Below are 18107 nucleotides of genomic sequence, written 5' to 3'. Positions count from 1 at the left end.
CTCACGGGCGGCCGGCAAGGCACCGGCACCGATGTCCGGGCATGACTCGGATCCCCGCGGCCGGGTGGCCGGCCGGCGGGGATCCGAGTGCCGTCAGGGCGTGTTTCAGCCGGCCGCCGCGGCGGCGAGCGCGTCGCGTTTCGCCGCCTCGAGCAGGCCGGTCCAGCTGACCACGTCCGGGCGCCGGCGCAGCAGGGCCCGCCGTTCCCGTTCGGTCATGCCGCCCCAGACGCCGAAGTTGATCCGGCCGTCAAGTGCCTCCGCGAGACATTCCGTGCGGACCGGGCAGCCCAGGCACACGGCCTTCGCCCGGTTCTGCTCCGCGCCACGGACGAAAAGCCCGTCGGGATCAGCGTCCCGGCACGAAGCACTGACCCGCCAGCTCGACTCTTTGGTCTGCATACCCCCAGCTCCCTCATCTGGTGTATGACACCAGCGAAGGCGAAGCTCCCCGCTCCCACCCCCGCGAGCGTTATTCCCTCTGCGCCGCACGTCGGTGCCGGCACCTCCCCGGTGCCGCTGCCGCCGTTCGGGCCAGTGGGGCTCCCACCCGCACTGGACTCCGCTGCCGGCATTACGTGAGACGTTGACGGACTGTAGGGGTCACCGGTTCCCTTCGCCAAGACTTAACCTGCATTCCGTGACCAGAAGTGACCTCCATCGCCCGTTTCATCCCATTGATCCCCTGGCCACGGGTGTGAGGTCACGGAAGCACCACATGCCTTCAGTACCCTGGCCTCCGTGCGCACAACGGACGGTCTGTTCAAGCTGCTCGGTCTCTGCCTGCTCGCGGGCGTGCTGGTCGCGGGGATCCTGTTCCCCGTGGTGGGCGCCGCCGGCGTGGCCTCCAACCAGGCCAGCGAGACGGTGGAACAGACCTCGTCCGACCTCGCGGACGTGCCGCCACCGCTGGTGACGACCATCACCGACTCCGGCGGACGGGCGATCGCGACGCTGTACGACCAGTACCGCGTGCCCGTGGCGCCGGACCAGATCAACGACGCCATGCGCTGGGCGCTGCTGTCCGCGGAGGACAAGGCGTTCTACGAGCACCACGGCGTGAACTGGGCGCGCACGCTGCGTGCCGCGGTGTCGAACACCGCGGGCGGCGACACGCAGGGTGCTTCCACCATCACCCAGCAGTACGTCAAGAACTACCTGATCAACGTCGTCTACCGGCAGGACAAGGCGGGCCAGGAGAAGGCGCAGGAGCAGACGCTCTCGCGCAAGCTCAAGGAAGCCCGCATCGCGATCAACCTCGAGACCAAGCTGTCGAAGGACCAGATCCTCGCCGGCTACCTCAACGTGGTCGAGTTCTCCCGGCAGATCTACGGCATCGGCGCCGCCGCGCACGCGTACTTCGACACGACCCCGGAAAAGCTCACCGTGCCGCAGGCCGCGCTGCTGGCCGGGCTGGTGAACAACCCGATCGTCTTCGACCCGTGGAACCACCCGGACAAGGCCACCCAGCGGCGCAACCTGGTGCTCGACCGGATGGTGTCCAACGAGAAGCTGGCGAAGGCGGACGCGGAGCGGTTCAAGACCCAGCCGCTGGGCGTCGTCCCGGACACCCCGTCGAAGCCGCCGTCGAACTGCACCGGCGCCGGCCCGGAGAACGGGTTCTTCTGCCAGTACGTGCAGGACTACCTGCTCAAAGCGGGAATGTCGAAGGACCAGCTGTACACCGGCGGATACACGATCAAGACCACACTCGACGAGAAGGCCAACCACGAGGCCAAGCTCTCCGCCCAGACGCAGGTGTCGAAGACGCAGAAGAACGTGGCGAACACCTTGTCACTGGTGCGTCCGGGCAAGGACCGGCACGAGGTGGTCGCACTGGCGGCCAACCGCGACTACGGGATCGACGCCGACCAGGGCCAGACGACCTACGCACTGCCCTCCGGCGTCTACAACACCGGCGGCGCGGGCTCGAGCTACAAGATCTTCACCACCGCGGCCGTGATGGACCGCGGCATCGCCGGCATCTACAGCACGATCCCGGTCGGCAGTAGTTATACGTCGCACGTGTTCACCGGCGGTGGCGCACAATGCCCGGCGACGGGGCCTCCGCTGAATTCCAAGTGGTACTGCGTGAGCAACGCGAGCAAGAACTCGCCCGGCTCGAGTTCACTGCAGAACGCCTTGGCGACGTCGCCGAACACCGCGTTCGTGGCGCTCGAGGACAAACTGGGCAGCACCGGCCCTGCCATCGAGATGGCGAGCAAGCTCGGCATGCGCACCACCATGGCCAGTGACACCAACGGCGGTGCCGTGGATCCGAAGGACCCGAAGAGCGTGCCGCAGTCGAAGGCCTACGGCCCGACCGCCAAGTCACCCGGCTTCGGCGCGTTCACCCTGGGCTTCAGCCCGACCAACGGCCTGGAACTCGGCAACGTCGCGGCGACGCTGCTCAGCGGCGGCGTCTGGTGCCCGCCGACGCCGCTGTCGTCGGTGACCGACCGCGACGGGAAACCGGTGCAGGTCAAGGAAGAAGCCTGCCAGCAGGTGGTGCCCGAGGGCCTGGCGAACACCATGGCGATCGGGATGAGCAAGGACGACCAGCCGGGCGGCACGTCGGCGAAGGCCGCCGCCGCCGCGGGCTGGAACCGGCCGCTGCTCGGCAAGACGGGAACGTCGCAGAACAACGGATCGGCCACGTTCGTCGCCGGCACCCCGCAGATGGCCGGCGCCGCGATGGTCTTCCGTACCGCAGGCAGCGGCGGGCTCTGCTACGCCGGTGTCGGCAACGTCCGGACCTGCGGCGAGGGCAACATGTTCGGTGGCGTGACCCCGGCCCAGACCTGGTTCGGCGCCATGAAGAACATCCTGGGCGACCAGCCGGCCGTCCCGCTGCCGCCGGAGGATCCGAAGTACACCGGACGTTGACACGCTGCTATCACCATTCGATGACGTGGAGTAGTCGGAGCGCGAGCCGGTCCGACTGTCCGGACCTGCCACGATCATCCAGGTAGAGCACACAATCCCGACGGCTTCAACACGCTCTGTGATTACCTGAAAACACTGCGCCCATGACACCACGGACCACGATCGAACACGTATCCTCGCATTGTGAGCACGCTCAGTAATTCCAGTCATCGGGGCACGAAAGCTGTCCGCCTCACCGCAGGGACGGTCGCGCTGGGAGCCGCGACCCTCGGTTACGCCGTCGGTATCGAGCGGCGGCGCTGGACGCTGCGGACCGCCGAACTGCCCGTGCTCGCGCCCGGTACCCGGCCGTTCACCATCCTGCACATCTCCGACCTGCACATGCTGCCAGGGCACCTCAGCAAACAACGCTGGGTCGCCGCGCTCAGCGAACTCCAGCCCGACCTCGTCGTCAACACCGGAGACAACCTGTCGCACCGGACCGCGGTGCCGTCAGTGCTGCGGGCACTCGGCTCGCTGCTCGAACGGCCCGGCGTGTTCATCTTCGGCAGCAACGACTACTACGCACCCAAACCCAAGAACCCCGCGCGCTACCTCATGCCCCGCGGCAAGAAGAAGCGCATCCACGGCACCCAGCTGCCCTGGCGCGACCTGCGCGCCGCCTTCGTCGAACACGGCTGGAGCGACCTCACCCACGTACGCCGCACCGTCGACGTCGGCGGCCGGGCAGTCTTCGCGGCCGGCGTCGACGACCCGCACCTGCGCCGAGACCGCTACTCCGACATCGCCGGCCCCGCCGACTCCGCCGCGGTCGTCCGGCTCGGCATCACACATTCGCCCGAACCCCGCGTGCTCGACACCTTCGCCACCGACGGATACGACCTCGTGCTCGCCGGCCACACCCACGGCGGCCAGCTCCGCATCCCCGGCTACGGCGCACTGGTCACGAACTGCGAACTCGACCGCACCCGCGCCCGCGGCGCCTCCCGCTGGGGAGCCGACATGTGGCTGCACGTCTCCGCCGGACTCGGCACCTCCCCCTACGCACCGGCGCGCTTCGCCTGCCCGCCGGAAGCCAGCCTGTTGACGCTGGTCCCCCGCGGATCCGGCACCCCCGACCCCCGGAAGCCAGCCCGGCGCAAGACCGCAAAACCCGTCCGCTAGACTTCTTCCCGACCCGTTAAGCAGTACCTCGGGGTGTGGCGCAGCTTGGTAGCGTGCCTCGTTCGGGTCGAGGAGGTCGTGGGTTCAAATCCCGCCACCCCGACGCGAGTCCCGTGGGGCCCGTGTGCCGGCAGAAAGCGCCGGTTACACGGGCCTCGCGGTGTTTTCCGGGGGTCAAACCCCCGGACCCCCGCCAGGCGGGCGTTGCCCCCTGGCCCCCCACAAGGTGGGGCACCAACCGAGGTCGGTCACCAGTAGTGGGTCACCGTTCCAGGTTGGTCATCAGGAAGGTGTGGATGGGGGCTTGGTAAGCGGTGGGGAGGTGGCCGTTGCCGGGGATCAGGGTGACGGTGGAGTGGGGTGCCGCGGCGTGCAGGCGGGTTGCGGTGTCCTGGCTGTCGAACATGCGGTCGGCGGCGCCGGCGATGGTGAGCACGGGCATGATCAGGGTGCGGAGCTGAGCGTCGGTGAAGCGGGGCACCGGCGTCAGGCGTGGCTGGTAGGAACGCTGCACGGTGAACACGTAGTCGGCGAAAGGTCCGGCCATGGGCGTGGTGGTCGGGCCGATGGCGTAGTTCATCGCCCGGCGGCGGCCGGGGCGGCCGAAAGGCTGCAGCAGCAAGGAAACAGCCAGAGCTCGGTAGCGCTGCCGGCCGATGCCGGCTGGCACCACCAGAGCCAGCCGCGTGACCTTCTCCGGACGGCGAAGGGCGTAGTCGGTTGCCAGCCAGCCGCCCAGCGAAATGCCGGCGAACGCGGCGCTGGTCACGCCCAATGCGGCGAGCACGTCGTCCAGCCACTCCGCATGCGCCGCGGTGTCCAGCGCCGGACGGGACTCCGCGCTCAAGCCCGGTTCGCCGAGCACGTCGACCGCGTGCAGGCGATGGGTTTTCGACCAGACCGGGAAGTCCGCGGCCCAGGCCAGGGTGTTGCTTCCCGCGCCGTGCAACAGAATCACGGGTGGCGCGTCGGGCGGGCCACTGGATCGGACGAAAGTCTCACCGTGCCTGGTCGGCACAGTCGTCTCGTCCGCCCGCTCGGTCTGCTCGAGGAACGTGCGATAGCCCTCCAGTACGGCGCGGCGGGCTGCGACGGATCGGTAGATGCCGGTCATACGGATGCCTCCGAGAAAGTGGCGATCAGGTCGATCAGCCGGGCGGCCTCCGCCGCGGGCCCGATGACCACGATCTTCAGGGTGTTGTGGTGTTCGTCCCGCGCCGTGTGCACGTGCAGTGGGCGGCCGGGATTCGGGCCGTTGACGGCGGCCAGCACGAGCGTGGACAACCGGTCCTGGTGTGCCGGGGAAAGATCTTCCAGCTGGACCACGGCGGTGACCTCCACCCGGCGCGCACCGCGTTCGAGTGGCCGGCTGCCGGTGAAGCTCTCCAGGTCGGCCGCGGCGATCCGGTACTGCTTGCCGATCTTCATCGCGGGCAGCCGGCCTTCCCGCACGTAGCCGCGGACGGTGCGGACGTGCAGCCCCAGGAGGTCGGCGACTTCCTCGGCTGAGTAAAAGGTCGGCGTCATGTCCCGATACTGACGTAAACTTCCCTAATAAGCCACCTAATAAGGAAGGTTAGGGAAGATCAGCGCGTGGCGGTGAGCTCCTGCCAGCACTGGACGAAGTCACCGGGGCCCGCGGTGCGGACCCACGACCAGGCGGACCGGGCCGCCGAGGTCAGCTGGTCACGGTCCGGATGGTCCGGATCGGCGAGGGCGGCGGCCAGGCGGGACTCGACGTAGGTGGCCAGGGAGCGATACGGCAGGTCCTCGCGGAAGCGCGCGCGTTCGGAGATCCCGGTGAAGCCGGCCTGCGCCACCAAGGTGCCGATGCCGCGGCCGGCGAACGGGTCGCCGCCCGCGCGGCGTCGCAGGAGGTAGTGGCCACGCAAGGCGGCGTCGACGTTCGCGCTGCGCGGCCGTACCCTGGCCCGACTCCAGTCCGAAGTGGACAAAGCGAGGCGGCCGCCGGGGCACAGCACCCGCCGGACTTCGGCAAGCGCCGCCAACGGATCCGCGAGGTGTTCGAACAGAGCGTGGGAGAAAACGACGTCCACCGATGCCGTGCTGAACGGCAGGGCGTACGTGCTCGCCGCGACGAAGTCCACTGTGGACGACCCGGGTAGTACGGCGAGGTGCGCGTCGACCCCGATGACGTGCGCGCCCGCGGCCAGCTCCGCGGTGATCGAGCCCGGGCCGCAGCCCAGATCGAGCACCCGCATCCCCGGAGCGACCAGCGCCCGCGCGAAGGCCGCCCGCTCGGCCGCGGTGCGTGCCGCCATCATGGACACCGCATCATGGCCGTACCCCGGCGCGTAACCCTCCAGCACCCCGCACACAGTACGGCCAGAAGGTGGCAGGATCGAGGGGTGAGCACGCAGTCAGGCAACCAGTATCCGCCCGCGGTGGTCCCGGACCGCCTGTTCGACGACGCCGAATCCGAAAACCGCTGGCGAGCCCGTTTCCACGCACCCCGCATCTCGGTGCCCGACTGGGCCCGCGACGCCCCGGACGCCAACGTGTACGTCTCCAACGCCAGCGGCGTCTGGGAGGTGTACGCCTGGGATCGCGCCACCGGCGGTCACCGCCGCGTCACCGACCGCCCCAACGGCACCCTGCACGCCACCCCCACGCCGGACGGTTCGGCGATCTGGTGGTTCGACGACACCGACGGCGACGAGTTCGGCTCCTGGCGCAGCCAGCCGTTCGACGGCGACAGCTCGGCCGCGGCCAAGGCGCTGCCGGACATCCACGACGGCTACCCGGCCGGGCTGGAGATCGGCGCACGGGTGATCGCGGCCGGCGTCTCGACCGACGACGGCACCGAGCTGTTCGCCAAGATCGACGGCACCACCGAACGCTTCTACCAGCACGAGGACGACGCGGGCATCGCCTCGCTGTCGCGCGACGAGAGCCTGCTGGCCATCTCGCATTCCGAGCACGGCGACTCCCGGCACCCGGCGCTGCGCGTGCTGTCCACCGACGGTTTCACCACCGTCGCGGAGAAGTGGGACGGCGAGGGCAAGGGCCTGCAGGCGCTGGAGTTCTCGCCGCTGCCGGGCGACCAGCGGGTGCTGGTGCTGCACGAACGGCGCGGCCGCGAGGAGCTGCTCGTCTGGGACGTGCGCGCGGACACCGAAACCGAGCTGGAGATCGACCTGCCCGGCGAGGTCGTGGCCGACTGGTACCCGGACGCGCGGGCGCTGCTGGTGGTGCACTTCCACGAGGCGCGCAGCTCGCTCTACCGTTACGACCTCGACACCGGTGAGCTGTCCTCTGTGGACACCCCGCCGGGTCGGATCGGCGGCGCGGGCGTGCGTCCGGACGGCACCGTCGAGTATTCCTGGTCCAGCGCGGCCGAACCGGCCGCGGTGCGGGCGCGGACCGCCGAAGGCGCCGATTCGGTACTGCTGACGCCGCCGGGCGAGCCGGCGCCGGGTTCGGCACCGGTCACCGACGCGTTCGTCGAGGGGGTCGGGGGCCGGATCCACGCACTCGTGTCCCGCCCGGAGAACGCGCCGGAAGGGCCGCTGCCCACGGTGTTCTCCCTGCACGGCGGCCCGCACGCGGCGGACGAGGACCGGTTCTCCGCCTACCGCGCGACCTGGCTCGACGCCGGGTTCGCCGTGGTCGAGGTGAACTACCGCGGCTCCACCGGCTACGGCTCGGCGTGGCGTGACGCGATCGAGGGCCGCCCCGGCCTCACCGAACTCGAGGACGTGGCCGCGGTCCACGACTGGGCAGTCTCGAGTGGACTGTCCGATCAGGACAAGTGCGTGGTGAACGGTGCTTCCTGGGGCGGGTACCTCACCCTGCTGGCACTCGGCACCCAGCCCACACGCTGGGCGGCCGGGGTCGCCGGCGTCCCGGTGGCCGACTACGTGGCCGCCTACGACGACGAGATGGAGCAGCTGCGCTCGTTCGACCGAGCGCTGTTCGGCGGCGCCCCGGCCGACGTACCGGCGGTGTACCGGGAGTGCTCGCCCCTGACCTACGTCGACGCGGTGGCCGCCCCGGTCCTGGTCCTGGCCGGCGACAACGATCCGCGTTGCCCGATCCGCCAGATCGAGAACTACCTCGACCGCCTCGGCAAACGCGGGGCACCGCACGAGTTCTACCGCTACGACGCGGGCCACGGCTCCCTGGTGATCGCCGAGACGATCAAGCAGACCTCCATCGAGGTCCACTTCGCCCTGCGAGCGCTGGGGATGCGCTGAGTATCGGGGCCGTCCGGGCGTCTTCCCCGGACGGCCCCGCGGAGGTGGCTCCTTCGGCTAACATGCGATCGATGCCCACGATCGCGCTCCGAGATTTCAGGTGCAGCAGTCAGTACACAACTTCCGGCACCCTCGTTCTCGCAGAGGTCAGACTCGTTGATGAGCGTCCGCTACAGGTGGCTCTGACGGAAGTGTTACAAGTCAACGCACTCGCCGCCCGGCTTCGCCGCAGAATGGCCTACCGTGTGCTGCAGCACGAGTTACGTCTGGTGCTCAGCTTTCTCCGCACACCGAAGAACGGAAGGCTGGTCGCCCGAACCGGGGACATTCAGTCGGCTGCGCGGCACATCGGAAGCTTCTTTGCGGAATCAGTGGGGTTGGGCCTGTTGACTGCCGGGATGCGTAGCGAGCACGGCTGGGACGGCGACTACCGGAACCGGATCGATCGCCGGCGAAGCCCGCGGACGATCGTCGAGGCAATCGAGAATGACCCGCCCTACCGCGGAACAGCGCAAGCGCCTGGGTGAAATGCTCGACTGGTCGGGCCGCCACGGAAATCATCCAGTGACCATGGCCTGGACCTGCACCGGCGGTGACCATATCGGAGTCGATCTGTTCACGTTCGACGCGCCGGCGGAACCACCACGGCCGATTCCGGTGAAACCCGCACCAGAGCTGCGAGAACGAAAGTTCGAGACTCTCCAGGTCAACACCGCGGCGGCGCTCGACGCGCTCTACGCGACCGCTCCGACCTCGGACGGCATCCACTTTCTCGACAGCACCGGAGAAGTTCGCGGCGACTGGGTCCGGACCGACCTGATCGCCGAGTCGACGACTCATTTGTTCGTGGGCGTACTCCCCCGGGAACCTGGCTCTGCTCTCCGGACAGCAGCGCAGCGGGCGTCCGAGGGCGCCATCCAGTTCGGGGTCGTCGGCCGACTACTTCTCGCGACCACACACAGCATCGCCGGACCTCCCCCGTGGGACGAAATCCGCGCGGCACTCGGCTGATCTTGCCTGCTGGGCGTCCCGGACAACGCTGGGCCGGACAGTAATGCGGCTCCGGCTCGGGGCTCTTCACGACAACACTGCGCACGACGTGGAGTTCGTCGCCGATGACCCCCGCGGTGATCCCGGCATTGGGCGCGGTGCAGTTGGTGCCGGGAGTCACCAGGGCCTGACTCGTCCGGTACGAAAATGAGTGGCCCGCAGTGCCATCCCTGAGCGACGCTCGGGGGATGGAAATCCACTTCCGGCATGATCCGCGGGGGGAGAGTTACACGCGTATCCGGCGGGTGGACGGGGTTGTGCTCGGTCTCCCTTCGTATTCGCGCAAGTGGCGGGTGCCGCATGATCTGGCGCATGCGGTTGCCGAGCGTGAGCTCGGCTGGGGCGGTGGGGTCTTCGGCTGCATCGCGGCCGGTGGGGTGTTCGACAACATGGTGGTCCTGCGCGGAAAAACTCGGCACGACGCCCGGGTTCGCAGTCAGCGCGTGTTCCGGTCGGCGAAGCGTTCGATCGGCGTGGCGGAATGCCTGTCCGGCGTGCTGCACCACGCGGTGGAACATCGGCTCGGCACCCCGCTGGCCGAGGCCCGGGAAGCATGGGGCGTCCTGCGCGAGGACTCGTTTCCCTGGCAGGACAGCGAAATCCGCGACGCCACCGATCGGCTACGCGAGCTGGCCGGCGTCTGGTCCGGCGGCGCCGACCTCGACTTCCACTGGCCGGAACGGCTGCGGCCCGCCTGACCACGCCGCCGTCGGCCTCACACCCCGCGTTTGGCCGAAATCAGCTGGGCCACCGCGGACTCGTCCCCCTCGTAACCCAGCTTTACCGCGTCGCGACCGAAGACGAACAGCAGAAGGTCCACCGGTTCTCCGGTCACGGTGACCACCGGACTGCCGGAGGCGACGGCGGCGGAACGGCCGTCCGGGGTGCGCAGGACGACACCGACCGGGGTTTTGCGGAGGTTCAGTTTCGCCGCCTGGCGGGCCAGCTGCCACACCCGGTCCGCCCGCGCGGGGTCGAGCCGGCGCGGGTGCCAGCCTGGCTGCGCGCGGCGGACGTCTTCGTGGTGCACCAGGAACTCCGCGGCGTTGGTCAGCTCCGCGAGCGGGCCGATCGCGGCAGGCCAGTACCACGCCGGACCGCGCCGGACCTGTTCCACGAGCTCGGGCCACGGCTGGGCCGCGTAACCGTCCTGCACCCGCTGCGTGTAGCCGGCCAGCGCGGGCACGGCGATGCCCGGCGCCGCGTCCAGCCGGTGCTCACGCACGACCAGGTGCGCGGCCAGATCACGCGTCCGCCAGCCCTCGCACAGCGTCGGCGCGTCCGGGCCGACCTCGTCGAGAAGCGTGCTCAGCAGTCGGCGTTCGTCCGCGGCAAGGCCCATCTGCCCAGGTTACCGCCGTTCAGTGGTGGAAAGCGGTCGAAGTGGCCTGATCATGCTGAGGCTCGGGCTGCCGCCGCAGCTCGGGCAGTGCGCGGACCAGGTCTTCGAGCAGCAGATCGGCCAGATCGTGGGTGAAGCCGTTGCGCACCACGACGCGAAGCACCGCCAGATCGGTCCGGTCCGCCGGGAACGTGTAGGCCGGCACGAGCCAGCCGCGCTCACGCAGCTTGCGGGAGACGTCGAACACGTCGAACCCGGTCACTTCCGGCCGGGTGGTGAAGGCGAACACCGGCAGCTGGTCCCCGCGGGTCAGCAGCTCGAACGGCCCCAGCTCCGCGATCGCGGCGGACAGGTGCGTGGCCACGTCCCGCGACGCCTGCTGCACGGCGCGGAATCCTTCCCGGCCGAGCCGGACGAACGTGTAGTACTGCGCGGCCACCTCCGCGCCCGGGCGGGAGAAGTTCAGCGCGAACGTGGGCATGTCGCCGCCGAGGTAGTTCACGGAGAACACCAGCTCCTCGGGCAGCGCCGCCCGGTCGCGCCACACCACCCAGCCGACGCCCGGGTACACGAGGCCGTACTTGTGTCCCGACGTGTTGATCGACGCGACCCGCGGCAGCCGGAAGTCCCATTCGAGGTCCTCGTCCAGAAACGGCGCGATCATCGCGCCGGAGGCACCGTCCACGTGCACCGGGATGTCCCAGCCGGTGCGCTCGGCCAGCGAGTCGAGCGCGGCCGCGATCTCGGCCACCGGCTCGTAGCTGCCGTCGAACGTGGAGCCGAGGATCGCCACGACGCCGATGGTGTTCTCGTCGCAGCGTTTCACCGCTTCCTCGGCGGAAAGGTGGAACCGGTCACCCGCCATCGGCACCAGCCGCGGCTCGACCTCCCAGTACTCGCAGAACTTCTCCCAGCACACCTGGACGTTCGCGCCCATCACCAGGTTCGGCCTGCCCCCGCGGCCCAGCTTCGACCAGCGCCGTTTGAGCGCCATGCCGGCGAGCATGCAGGCCTCCGACGAACCGGTGGTCGAGCAGCCCATGATGTCTTCCGGATCGGGGGCGTGCCACAGGTGCGCGAGGATGTTCACGCACCGGCGCTCCAGCTCGGCCGTCTGCGGGTACTCGTCCTTGTCGATCATGTTCTTGTCGACGCATTCGGCCATCAGCTCGCGGGCCTGCGGCTCCATCCACGTGGTGACGAAGGTGGCGAGGTTGAGCCGCGCGTTGCCGTCGAGCATCAGCTCGTCTCGCACCAGCTGCAGAGCCGTGTCCGGCGGCAGCGAGTCGTCCCCGAGCTTGTCGCGGGGCATGCTGAACCCCGCGGCAAGTGCCGGATTCGCCCCGGCATACAACGGATTCGTCCCCGGTTTCCGTTCCGTACGGCGAGTTTTCCCGTGATGCAGCACCATGCCGGTGAACCTACTGCGCGGCCCGGTCCGGGACCACCACACGCGGAAAGCCGCCCGCACGCGGCGGACGGCTTTCCGGGTGAAGCGTGCTCAGGCCTGCTGGGCCTGCCACATCCAGTGCGCCTTCTCCAGCTCCTGGGTGATCTCGATGAGCAGGTCCTGCGTCACCAGATCGCTCTTGTCGGTCTCGTCGATACGCTTGCGCAGCCGCTCGATCAGGGCCTCCAGCGCGGCGACGACACCGGTGATGGTGGACTCCACCGACTGCCAGTTGTCCGGGTACTCCGGAATGCCGGAGCTCTCCACGACGGTCTTCGCCTTGCCGTTGGGCGAGATGCCGATCGCGTTCGCCCGCTCGGCCACCGCGTCGGTGTACTGCCGGGCGGTCGCCACCAGCTCGTCGAGCTGCAGGTGCGCGCTGCGGAAGTTGGCGCCGACCACGTTCCAGTGCGCCTGCTTGGCGATCAGCGACAGGTCGACCAGATCCACCAGGGTCGCCTGCAGGGCGTTGCCGGTGATCTCCTTGTCGGATTCCGCCAACGGGCTCTTGATCGGAGAGTGGGCCATCTCTGGTGTCCTTCCTGTCTTCCTCGGGGTGCTCAGACGGTGGTGCTGAGCGCCACCTCGATATTGCCGCGGGTCGCGTTCGAATACGGGCAGACCTGGTGGGCCTGCTCCACGAGCTGGTCCGCCTGGCCCTGGTCGAGGCCGGGCAGCGAGACGGTGAGCCGGACTCCGAGCTGGAAGCCGGGGTCCTTCTTGTAGACGCTGACCTCGCCGGTCACCGTGGCCGCCGGCAGCTGCACCTTCGCCTCGCGCGCGACGGCCTGCAGGGCGCTGAGGAAACAGGCCGAGTAGCCCGCGGCGAACAGCTGTTCCGGGTTGGTCTTGTCCCCGCCGGGACCACCCATCTCCTTCGGGATCGCCAGCGATTCGTCGATGACCCCGTCGGACGAGGTCACCTCGCCGTTGCGGCCCTCGCCGCGTGCGGTCGCCGCTGCGGTGTAGATCGCGTCAGCCATCCGTTGCCTACCTCCTCGTCGGGACGCCTGGAGTCAAAGCGTCTCAATCAGGAGAACGCCCCGCATCCGCGGATCAGTGCCGCGGCATGGCAGGCATCACCCCGGGAATACCCGGCGGCAGGCGCGCGAAACCTCAGCGCGAGCGCAGCAGTGCCTGGTCGGCCACCTGGGCTCCGATGAGCCGGAGCGTGCGCACGGTCTTCTCGTCGGAGGCGCCGCCGCCCTCGTCGAACTTGGTCTCGGCGGAGTTGACGGAACCACCCAGCGGGGTGGCCCACCCGCGCAGCGCGTGCGTGATGGTGCGCAGCTGCTCGAGCGTGGTGACCGCGGCCTGCCAGCCGTAGGCGACCGCGGCCAGCCCGACCGCGCGGCCGTCGAGGTAGGGCCGGGTGTCCTCGCGCAGGTCCTCCACGTAGTCGAGGGCGTTCTTGACGAGCCCGGACAACGCGCCGTGGTACCCCGGTGAGACGACGATCAGCCCGTCCGCCCGGCGCACCGCCTCGATCAGCCGCACGGCACGTTCGGTCCGCTCGGCGGCGGCCGTGTCGTAGAACGGGAGCACGAGTTCCGGGCCCGGGATCAACTCCGTGACGACCCCGCGTTCGGCGGCCGCGTCGAGCGCGATCCGCAGCGCCCGCTCCGACTGCGAACCCTCGCGCAGCGAGCCGCCGATACCGAGCACCCTGACCGGGTTCGCTGCCGTCACGTCCACCGTCCCTTGTCCCACGACCACCCGAAAGTGGTCTCGACGTCCTGCGTCTCCAGGCTAACTGCTCTACCTAAGTGGAGGACCAGGATGTGAGAGGGAGTGCTGGGTCACACGAAACGGCCCACTGGACCGAGCTGCCTACTCGCTAGTAACGTCGGGGCATCCGGCGTCGAGGAGGAACGATGGCGATCCCGCTCCAGATCCGTGTCCAGGCCGCGGCCGCGCAGCTGGTCTTCGCGCTGCCCAGGCCACTGCGGCGGTTGATCGCCGGACGGCCGGTGCGCATCGACGGACAGGAACTCGCGCTCGACGCGCAGGTGCTGCTGCGGCTGCAGAAGGTTTCCGGGGCCGGGCTGGGCACCGGAGAGGTCCCGAACGCCCGCACGATGCTCGAAGCCGGGCAGCTGGTCATCAACGGCAGGCGGACCGAAGGCGTCACCACTCGCGAGGTCACGATCCCCTCCGGCGACACTTCGCTCGAGGCCACCCTGTACACGCCGGACGGGCTGCCCGAACCGTCCGGGCTGCTGGTCTTCTACCACGGGGGCGGCTGGGTGGTCGGCAGCCGGACCACGCACGACGGCGCGGCGAGCTACCTCGCGAAGCACGCCGGGGTGCGGGTGCTGTCGGTTGAGTACCGGCTGGCACCGGAAGCTCCCTTTCCCGCGGCGGCGGACGACGCGCTCGCCGCGTTCGACTTCGCGCACGCCAAGGCCGCCAATCTGGGTGCCGACCCGGACCGCATCGCGGTGGGCGGCGACAGCGCGGGCGGGAACCTGACCGCCGTCGTGGCACTGGAGACGACCCGCAGGGGCGGCCCGGCGCCGGCGTTCCAGCTGCTGCTCTACCCGGCCGTCGACTTCACCACCCGGCGCCGCTCCCGCGCGCTGTTCGGCGAGAACCTGTTCCTGACCGACGAATCGATGACCTGGTTCGAGGGCCACTACGTGCCCGAAGGTACCGACAAGGCCGATCCGCGGCTTTCGCCACTCCTCGCGTCCGACCACAGTGGACTCCCACCGGCGTATGTGGTCACCGCCGGTTTCGATCCACTGCGCGACGAAGGCGAGGCGTACGCGGAGAAATTGCGCGCGGCAGGCGTATCGGTGGCGCTGAGTCGGCAGGAGGACCTGATCCACGGTTTCCTCAGCTTCACCGGGATCGGTACCCGCTTCCGCGAGGCCGTGTCGGAAGTGGCCGGCGCGCTTCGTCTGGGATTGGCGGACACGAAAACCACCTCGTGAGCGGTCGCACCGGCTTTTCCGGTGCAGTGCCCACGAGGTGGTTTTCGGCGTGTTCGCGTTTTTACGTGGCCGGAACGGGAACCGGCAATGGTGGCACCGGTACGGATCCGAGCAGGCCGCCCAGAATGCCGGTCACGGCGCCGAGTACCGCTTTGAGCAGATCGCTCACGATTTTCAGCGGGCCGGGCAGGTCCGGGATCGGCGGCAGCGGCAGCGGCGGAAGCTGCTGCGGGACGGCCGCCGGGTCCGCCAGGAGGCGGTTGGACTCGTCCGCGCGCACCTTGGCCGCCGACGAGAGGTTCTGCGTTTCGGACTGGACCTGGTAACGCTTGCCGGACGCGAGATCGCCGAGCACCGGGCTCAGTTTCTCCAGATCGCCCCTGGTCATGCCGACGTCGCCGGCGTACGCCACCTTGGTCAGATCATCGCGCATCTGCAGCACCTGCGCGGCGACTGCCTGGGTGGACGACGACCCTTTGCCGCCGGCGGGGCTCGCGGCAGCGATCCCCGAGGTGCTCACCGCGAGCAGACTGCCGGCGGCTACCACGGCGAGGATTCGCCCGATCTTGCCTTTCATTCCCTACCTCCTGGCCTCTGGGGACCTGACGGGATAAATCGATACCCGCCGTGTCGGCCCAGCACCACCCGATCACCGGTCAGTGAGATTTTCTCACCCTCACGTGCCGAATCCGACGACGACGAATAGCCCCGCAATTGATTAACGTGGATCGCTTGTCCATCCCCCCGAAGATCATCGGGACCGATTCTGAAATTGACTCATGGTAGCCGTGCCCCCTGAAAGGACGGCGCGCTCACTCACACGGGGGTAGTTGGCTCCCGGTTACCCGCTTCACTCCGTCGGACAGCGTGTCGCCACTGCTCCGGCCGGGGCGTCCCCCACGCACGCACCGCCACCCGGGCAAGCGACCCGGCGTGCCAGCACGTGCGGTCCGGCGCGGCCGGAACCGACGTTCGTCGGGCCACCACGCCATTAGGCTGACCGGACTGCATTCCGTGGACCTGCGCCAAGGGGGAACGATGGAGTTTCAGGACGTGGTGCGGCGGCGGCGCATGGTGCGCGAGTTCACCGACGAGCCGGTGCCCGACGAGAGCATCCGGCGGATCATGGCCAACGCGGTGCGCGGGCCGTCGGCCGGCTTCTCGCAAGGGCAGTCCTTCCTGGTGCTGCGAGGCGACGAGGTCAAGCGGTTCACCGAAGTGGTGGGGCACTGGTCCGCGGACGCCTACCGGACGGCCCCGCTGCTGGTGGTCCCGTTCGCGGTGAAGGACGCCTACCTCGACCGGTACGCGGAGCAGGACAAGGGCTGGACCGACCGCAGCGAGGACCACTGGCCGGTTCCGTTCTGGTACATCGACACCGGCATGGCGGTCCTGCTCATCCTCCAGACGGCGGTGGACGAGGGGCTCGGTGCGGTGTACTTCGGCATCGGGGACGAGGACTTCGACACGCTGCGCACCGAGTTCGGCATTCCGGCCGGGCACGTGCCCATCGGCGCCGTCGCCATCGGCCACGACAACGACCGGAAGATCTCCGAAGGCGCCTCCCCGAACACCCGCAAACGCAAGCCACGCAGCGAGGTCGTCCACTACGGCCGGTGGTGAGCCAGCGGCCGTATCGAGGAGAGGAGCGCCGGCTCGTGGCGGGCCGTGGTCTCGCCCGCTGGAAAAAGAAGTTGCACGCGCGTACCAACTCTTGTTCTCATGGGGCACGTGCCTTTTCAGCCGTACCGCCGGGTTCTCGCCGTGCCAGGGGTCCGTCCATCGATCACCCTGATGTTCTTCGCGCGGCTGCCCCTGACCATGACCGGCGTCACGCTCACCCTGTACGTGGTCAGCGACCTCGGGCACGGGTACGGCGCGGCGGGCGTGGTCGGCGCCGCCTCCACCCTGGGCACGGCGCTCGGCGCACCGCTGGTCGGGCGCTGCATCGACCGGTACGGCCTGCGTCCGGTGGTCGCCGCCTGCGGGACGACGTCCACCGCGTTCTGGTTCGCGGCGCCGCACCTCTCGTATCCGGTGCTGGTGGTGTGCGCGCTGCCCGCGGGCGTGCTCAGCATGCCGGCCGGTTCGCTGGCCCGGCAGATCCTGGCCGCGCTGGTCCCAGCGGGCCAGCGGCGGGCGGCCTACTCACTGGACACGATCCTCGTCGAGGCCTCGTTCATGATCGGACCGGCGGGCGGGATCGCGGCCATCACCTCGCTGTCGGCGACGGTCGCGCTCAGCGGGATCGGCGTCCTGTTCGGGCTCACCGCTCTGCTGACGTACCTGCTGAACCCGTCGATCCGCAACGAGGACGAGCTCGCCCCTGCCGGTTCCGTGCGGCCCCCGCTGCGGAGCTGGTTGTCCGGGCGGCTGGCGGCCACCCTGCTCGTCGCCGCGGGCGCGCTGTTCTGCCTGGTCGGCACCGAGGTCGCGACGCTGGCCGCGCTGCGCTCGCACGGCGACGTCGGCTGGACCGGCCTGGTCATCGTGGTGATGTGCGCGGCCTCGATGCTCGGCGGCATCGTGCACGGCGCGGTGCGGCGCTCGCTGCCCCAAGGCGTGCTGATGGTGTTGCTGGTGGTGCTCGTGATCCCGGTTGGCCTGGCGGATCAGCCGTGGTGGCTGCTGATGCTCGCGCTGATCCCGACGAACCTGCTGTGCGCCCCGACGCTGGCCGCGACCACCGAGACGGTCAGCTCCCTGGCCCCACCGGCGGTCCGCGGCGAAGCAATGGGCCTGCAGGACGCGTCCACCCGGCTGGGCCTTGCCGCGGGCAGCCCGGTGGTCGGCTTCGCGATCGACCAGACGAACCCGTCGTGGGGCTTCGCCGCGGCCGGCCTCGGCGGCTTGCTCCTGGCCGCGATCGGACTCCTGTGGACCGCACGACGCGGGACCACGAAGGTCCCCGCACTGGCCGCCGCGCTACGGGCGCGCCGCTGACCCAGCCGGCCCGCCCGGCATCGGCACCCGGCACCGGCGTCTGGCACCCTGCACGTCGCGTCGCGTCCCGAAGTCCCGGAGCGTCCGTGGAGCCGTGCGGGAGGTGCCGAACGACCAGC

Annotated in this window: 19 protein-coding genes and 1 tRNA gene; 10 read left to right on the top strand and 10 right to left on the bottom strand. The window is 69.6% G+C overall.

Annotated elements, in window-relative coordinates; all coding sequences use genetic code 11:
* Window positions 1-105: 105 nt before the first annotated feature.
* Window positions 106-402: a WhiB family transcriptional regulator gene (locus tag BJY18_RS25625; RefSeq protein ID WP_184782503.1), complete on the bottom strand. Its 297-nt coding sequence runs from the start codon at window positions 400-402 to the stop codon at window positions 106-108.
* A gap of 339 nt (window positions 403-741) precedes the next feature.
* Here BJY18_RS25625 and BJY18_RS25620 point away from each other — a divergent pair, with 339 nt between their 5' ends.
* From BJY18_RS25620 to BJY18_RS25610, 3 genes are all read left to right on the top strand, one after another.
* On the top strand, window positions 742-2886 hold the full coding sequence (locus tag BJY18_RS25620; RefSeq protein WP_184782502.1) for a transglycosylase domain-containing protein: 2145 nt from the start codon (window positions 742-744) through the stop codon (window positions 2884-2886).
* A 183-nt stretch (window positions 2887-3069) separates the two neighbouring features.
* Window positions 3070-4050 (top strand): metallophosphoesterase, encoded by a 981-nt coding sequence (locus BJY18_RS25615; protein WP_184782501.1) that lies wholly within the window; start codon window positions 3070-3072, stop codon window positions 4048-4050.
* 29 nt (window positions 4051-4079) lie between these two features.
* Window positions 4080-4153 (top strand) — tRNA-Pro (locus tag BJY18_RS25610).
* Between the two features lie 159 nt (window positions 4154-4312).
* On the opposite strand, the gene BJY18_RS25605 is transcribed toward BJY18_RS25610, so the two are convergent.
* From BJY18_RS25605 to BJY18_RS25595, 3 genes are read right to left on the bottom strand one after another with little or no spacing between them, the layout of a single operon-like run.
* Entirely contained in the window at window positions 4313-5164 is an 852-nt protein-coding gene (locus BJY18_RS25605; protein WP_184782500.1) for an alpha/beta fold hydrolase, read from the bottom strand.
* Complete coding sequence (locus BJY18_RS25600) at window positions 5161-5577, bottom strand: helix-turn-helix domain-containing protein (protein ID WP_184782499.1); 417 nt, start codon at window positions 5575-5577, stop codon at window positions 5161-5163. Before BJY18_RS25600 ends, BJY18_RS25605 begins: the two co-directional genes overlap by 4 nt.
* A gap of 59 nt (window positions 5578-5636) precedes the next feature.
* Window positions 5637-6380, bottom strand: a complete 744-nt coding sequence (locus BJY18_RS25595) for a methyltransferase domain-containing protein (RefSeq protein ID WP_184782498.1) — start codon at window positions 6378-6380, stop codon at window positions 5637-5639.
* Between the two features lie 39 nt (window positions 6381-6419).
* Here BJY18_RS25595 and BJY18_RS25590 point away from each other — a divergent pair, with 39 nt between their 5' ends.
* From BJY18_RS25590 to BJY18_RS25575, 4 genes are all read left to right on the top strand, one after another.
* Complete coding sequence (locus BJY18_RS25590) at window positions 6420-8267, top strand: S9 family peptidase (RefSeq protein ID WP_184782497.1); 1848 nt, start codon at window positions 6420-6422, stop codon at window positions 8265-8267.
* Between the two features lie 71 nt (window positions 8268-8338).
* A complete protein-coding gene (locus BJY18_RS25585) occupies window positions 8339-8794 on the top strand; it encodes a hypothetical protein (protein WP_184782496.1) in 456 nt (151 codons plus the stop codon).
* 43 nt (window positions 8795-8837) lie between these two features.
* Window positions 8838-9278 carry a hypothetical protein gene (locus BJY18_RS25580; protein WP_184782495.1) on the top strand — a complete coding sequence of 147 codons (441 nt, stop codon included), beginning with the start codon at window positions 8838-8840 and terminating at the stop codon, window positions 9276-9278.
* A 227-nt stretch (window positions 9279-9505) separates the two neighbouring features.
* On the top strand, window positions 9506-10015 hold the full coding sequence (locus BJY18_RS25575) for a hypothetical protein (RefSeq protein WP_184782494.1): 510 nt from the start codon (window positions 9506-9508) through the stop codon (window positions 10013-10015).
* A gap of 17 nt (window positions 10016-10032) precedes the next feature.
* On the opposite strand, the gene BJY18_RS25570 is transcribed toward BJY18_RS25575, so the two are convergent.
* The 5 genes from BJY18_RS25570 to BJY18_RS25550 form a co-directional block, all read right to left on the bottom strand.
* The gene (locus tag BJY18_RS25570; protein ID WP_184782493.1) at window positions 10033-10659 is read right to left on the bottom strand and encodes a TIGR03085 family metal-binding protein; all 627 of its coding nucleotides are present in this window, start codon (window positions 10657-10659) and stop codon (window positions 10033-10035) included.
* A gap of 19 nt (window positions 10660-10678) precedes the next feature.
* The gene (gene gad / locus BJY18_RS25565; protein ID WP_184782492.1) at window positions 10679-12070 is read right to left on the bottom strand and encodes a glutamate decarboxylase; all 1392 of its coding nucleotides are present in this window, start codon (window positions 12068-12070) and stop codon (window positions 10679-10681) included.
* 90 nt (window positions 12071-12160) lie between these two features.
* Window positions 12161-12637, bottom strand: a complete 477-nt coding sequence (locus BJY18_RS25560; protein ID WP_184782491.1) for a Dps family protein — start codon at window positions 12635-12637, stop codon at window positions 12161-12163.
* A 32-nt stretch (window positions 12638-12669) separates the two neighbouring features.
* Window positions 12670-13092: an organic hydroperoxide resistance protein gene (locus tag BJY18_RS25555; protein WP_184782490.1), complete on the bottom strand. Its 423-nt coding sequence runs from the start codon at window positions 13090-13092 to the stop codon at window positions 12670-12672.
* 133 nt (window positions 13093-13225) lie between these two features.
* A complete protein-coding gene (locus BJY18_RS25550; protein ID WP_312873957.1) occupies window positions 13226-13798 on the bottom strand; it encodes an NADPH-dependent FMN reductase in 573 nt (190 codons plus the stop codon).
* Between the two features lie 185 nt (window positions 13799-13983).
* Here BJY18_RS25550 and BJY18_RS25545 point away from each other — a divergent pair, with 185 nt between their 5' ends.
* Window positions 13984-15045 carry an alpha/beta hydrolase gene (locus BJY18_RS25545; protein WP_184782489.1) on the top strand — a complete coding sequence of 354 codons (1062 nt, stop codon included), beginning with the start codon at window positions 13984-13986 and terminating at the stop codon, window positions 15043-15045.
* A gap of 61 nt (window positions 15046-15106) precedes the next feature.
* Here the strand turns inward: BJY18_RS25545 and BJY18_RS25540 are convergent, their stop codons facing one another.
* On the bottom strand, window positions 15107-15622 hold the full coding sequence (locus BJY18_RS25540; RefSeq protein ID WP_184782488.1) for a hypothetical protein: 516 nt from the start codon (window positions 15620-15622) through the stop codon (window positions 15107-15109).
* Between the two features lie 461 nt (window positions 15623-16083).
* Here BJY18_RS25540 and BJY18_RS25535 point away from each other — a divergent pair, with 461 nt between their 5' ends.
* Both BJY18_RS25535 and BJY18_RS25530 read left to right on the top strand, forming a co-directional pair.
* Window positions 16084-16668 (top strand): nitroreductase family protein, encoded by a 585-nt coding sequence (locus BJY18_RS25535; RefSeq protein WP_184782487.1) that lies wholly within the window; start codon window positions 16084-16086, stop codon window positions 16666-16668.
* A gap of 108 nt (window positions 16669-16776) precedes the next feature.
* Window positions 16777-17988 (top strand): MFS transporter, encoded by a 1212-nt coding sequence (locus BJY18_RS25530; RefSeq protein ID WP_376774769.1) that lies wholly within the window; start codon window positions 16777-16779, stop codon window positions 17986-17988.
* Window positions 17989-18107: the final 119 nt, after the last annotated feature.

The sequence above is a fragment of the Amycolatopsis jiangsuensis genome (assembly GCF_014204865.1).
GTDB classification, from domain to species: Bacteria; Actinomycetota; Actinomycetes; order Mycobacteriales; family Pseudonocardiaceae; genus Amycolatopsis; species Amycolatopsis jiangsuensis.
This window is presented reverse-complemented; position numbering and strand designations above follow the sequence as displayed.

Excerpts from the sequence above, each read along its gene's own strand:
- BJY18_RS25625 (WP_184782503.1), bottom strand. The coding sequence starts at position 402 with ATGCAGACCAAAGAGTCGAGCTGGCGGGTCAGTGCTTCGTGCCGGGAC.
- BJY18_RS25605 (WP_184782500.1), bottom strand. The coding sequence starts at position 5,164 with ATGACCGGCATCTACCGATCCGTCGCAGCCCGCCGCGCCGTACTGGAG.
- BJY18_RS25600 (WP_184782499.1), bottom strand. The coding sequence starts at position 5,577 with ATGACGCCGACCTTTTACTCAGCCGAGGAAGTCGCCGACCTCCTGGGG.
- BJY18_RS25585 (WP_184782496.1), top strand. The coding sequence starts at position 8,339 with ATGCCCACGATCGCGCTCCGAGATTTCAGGTGCAGCAGTCAGTACACA.
- BJY18_RS25580 (WP_184782495.1), top strand. The coding sequence starts at position 8,838 with ATGGCCTGGACCTGCACCGGCGGTGACCATATCGGAGTCGATCTGTTC.
- BJY18_RS25575 (WP_184782494.1), top strand. The coding sequence starts at position 9,506 with ATGGAAATCCACTTCCGGCATGATCCGCGGGGGGAGAGTTACACGCGT.
- BJY18_RS25570 (WP_184782493.1), bottom strand. The coding sequence starts at position 10,659 with ATGGGCCTTGCCGCGGACGAACGCCGACTGCTGAGCACGCTTCTCGAC.
- gad (WP_184782492.1), bottom strand. The coding sequence starts at position 12,070 with ATGGTGCTGCATCACGGGAAAACTCGCCGTACGGAACGGAAACCGGGG.
- BJY18_RS25560 (WP_184782491.1), bottom strand. The coding sequence starts at position 12,637 with ATGGCCCACTCTCCGATCAAGAGCCCGTTGGCGGAATCCGACAAGGAG.
- BJY18_RS25555 (WP_184782490.1), bottom strand. The coding sequence starts at position 13,092 with ATGGCTGACGCGATCTACACCGCAGCGGCGACCGCACGCGGCGAGGGC.
- BJY18_RS25545 (WP_184782489.1), top strand. The coding sequence starts at position 13,984 with ATGGCGATCCCGCTCCAGATCCGTGTCCAGGCCGCGGCCGCGCAGCTG.
- BJY18_RS25540 (WP_184782488.1), bottom strand. The coding sequence starts at position 15,622 with ATGAAAGGCAAGATCGGGCGAATCCTCGCCGTGGTAGCCGCCGGCAGT.
- BJY18_RS25535 (WP_184782487.1), top strand. The coding sequence starts at position 16,084 with ATGGAGTTTCAGGACGTGGTGCGGCGGCGGCGCATGGTGCGCGAGTTC.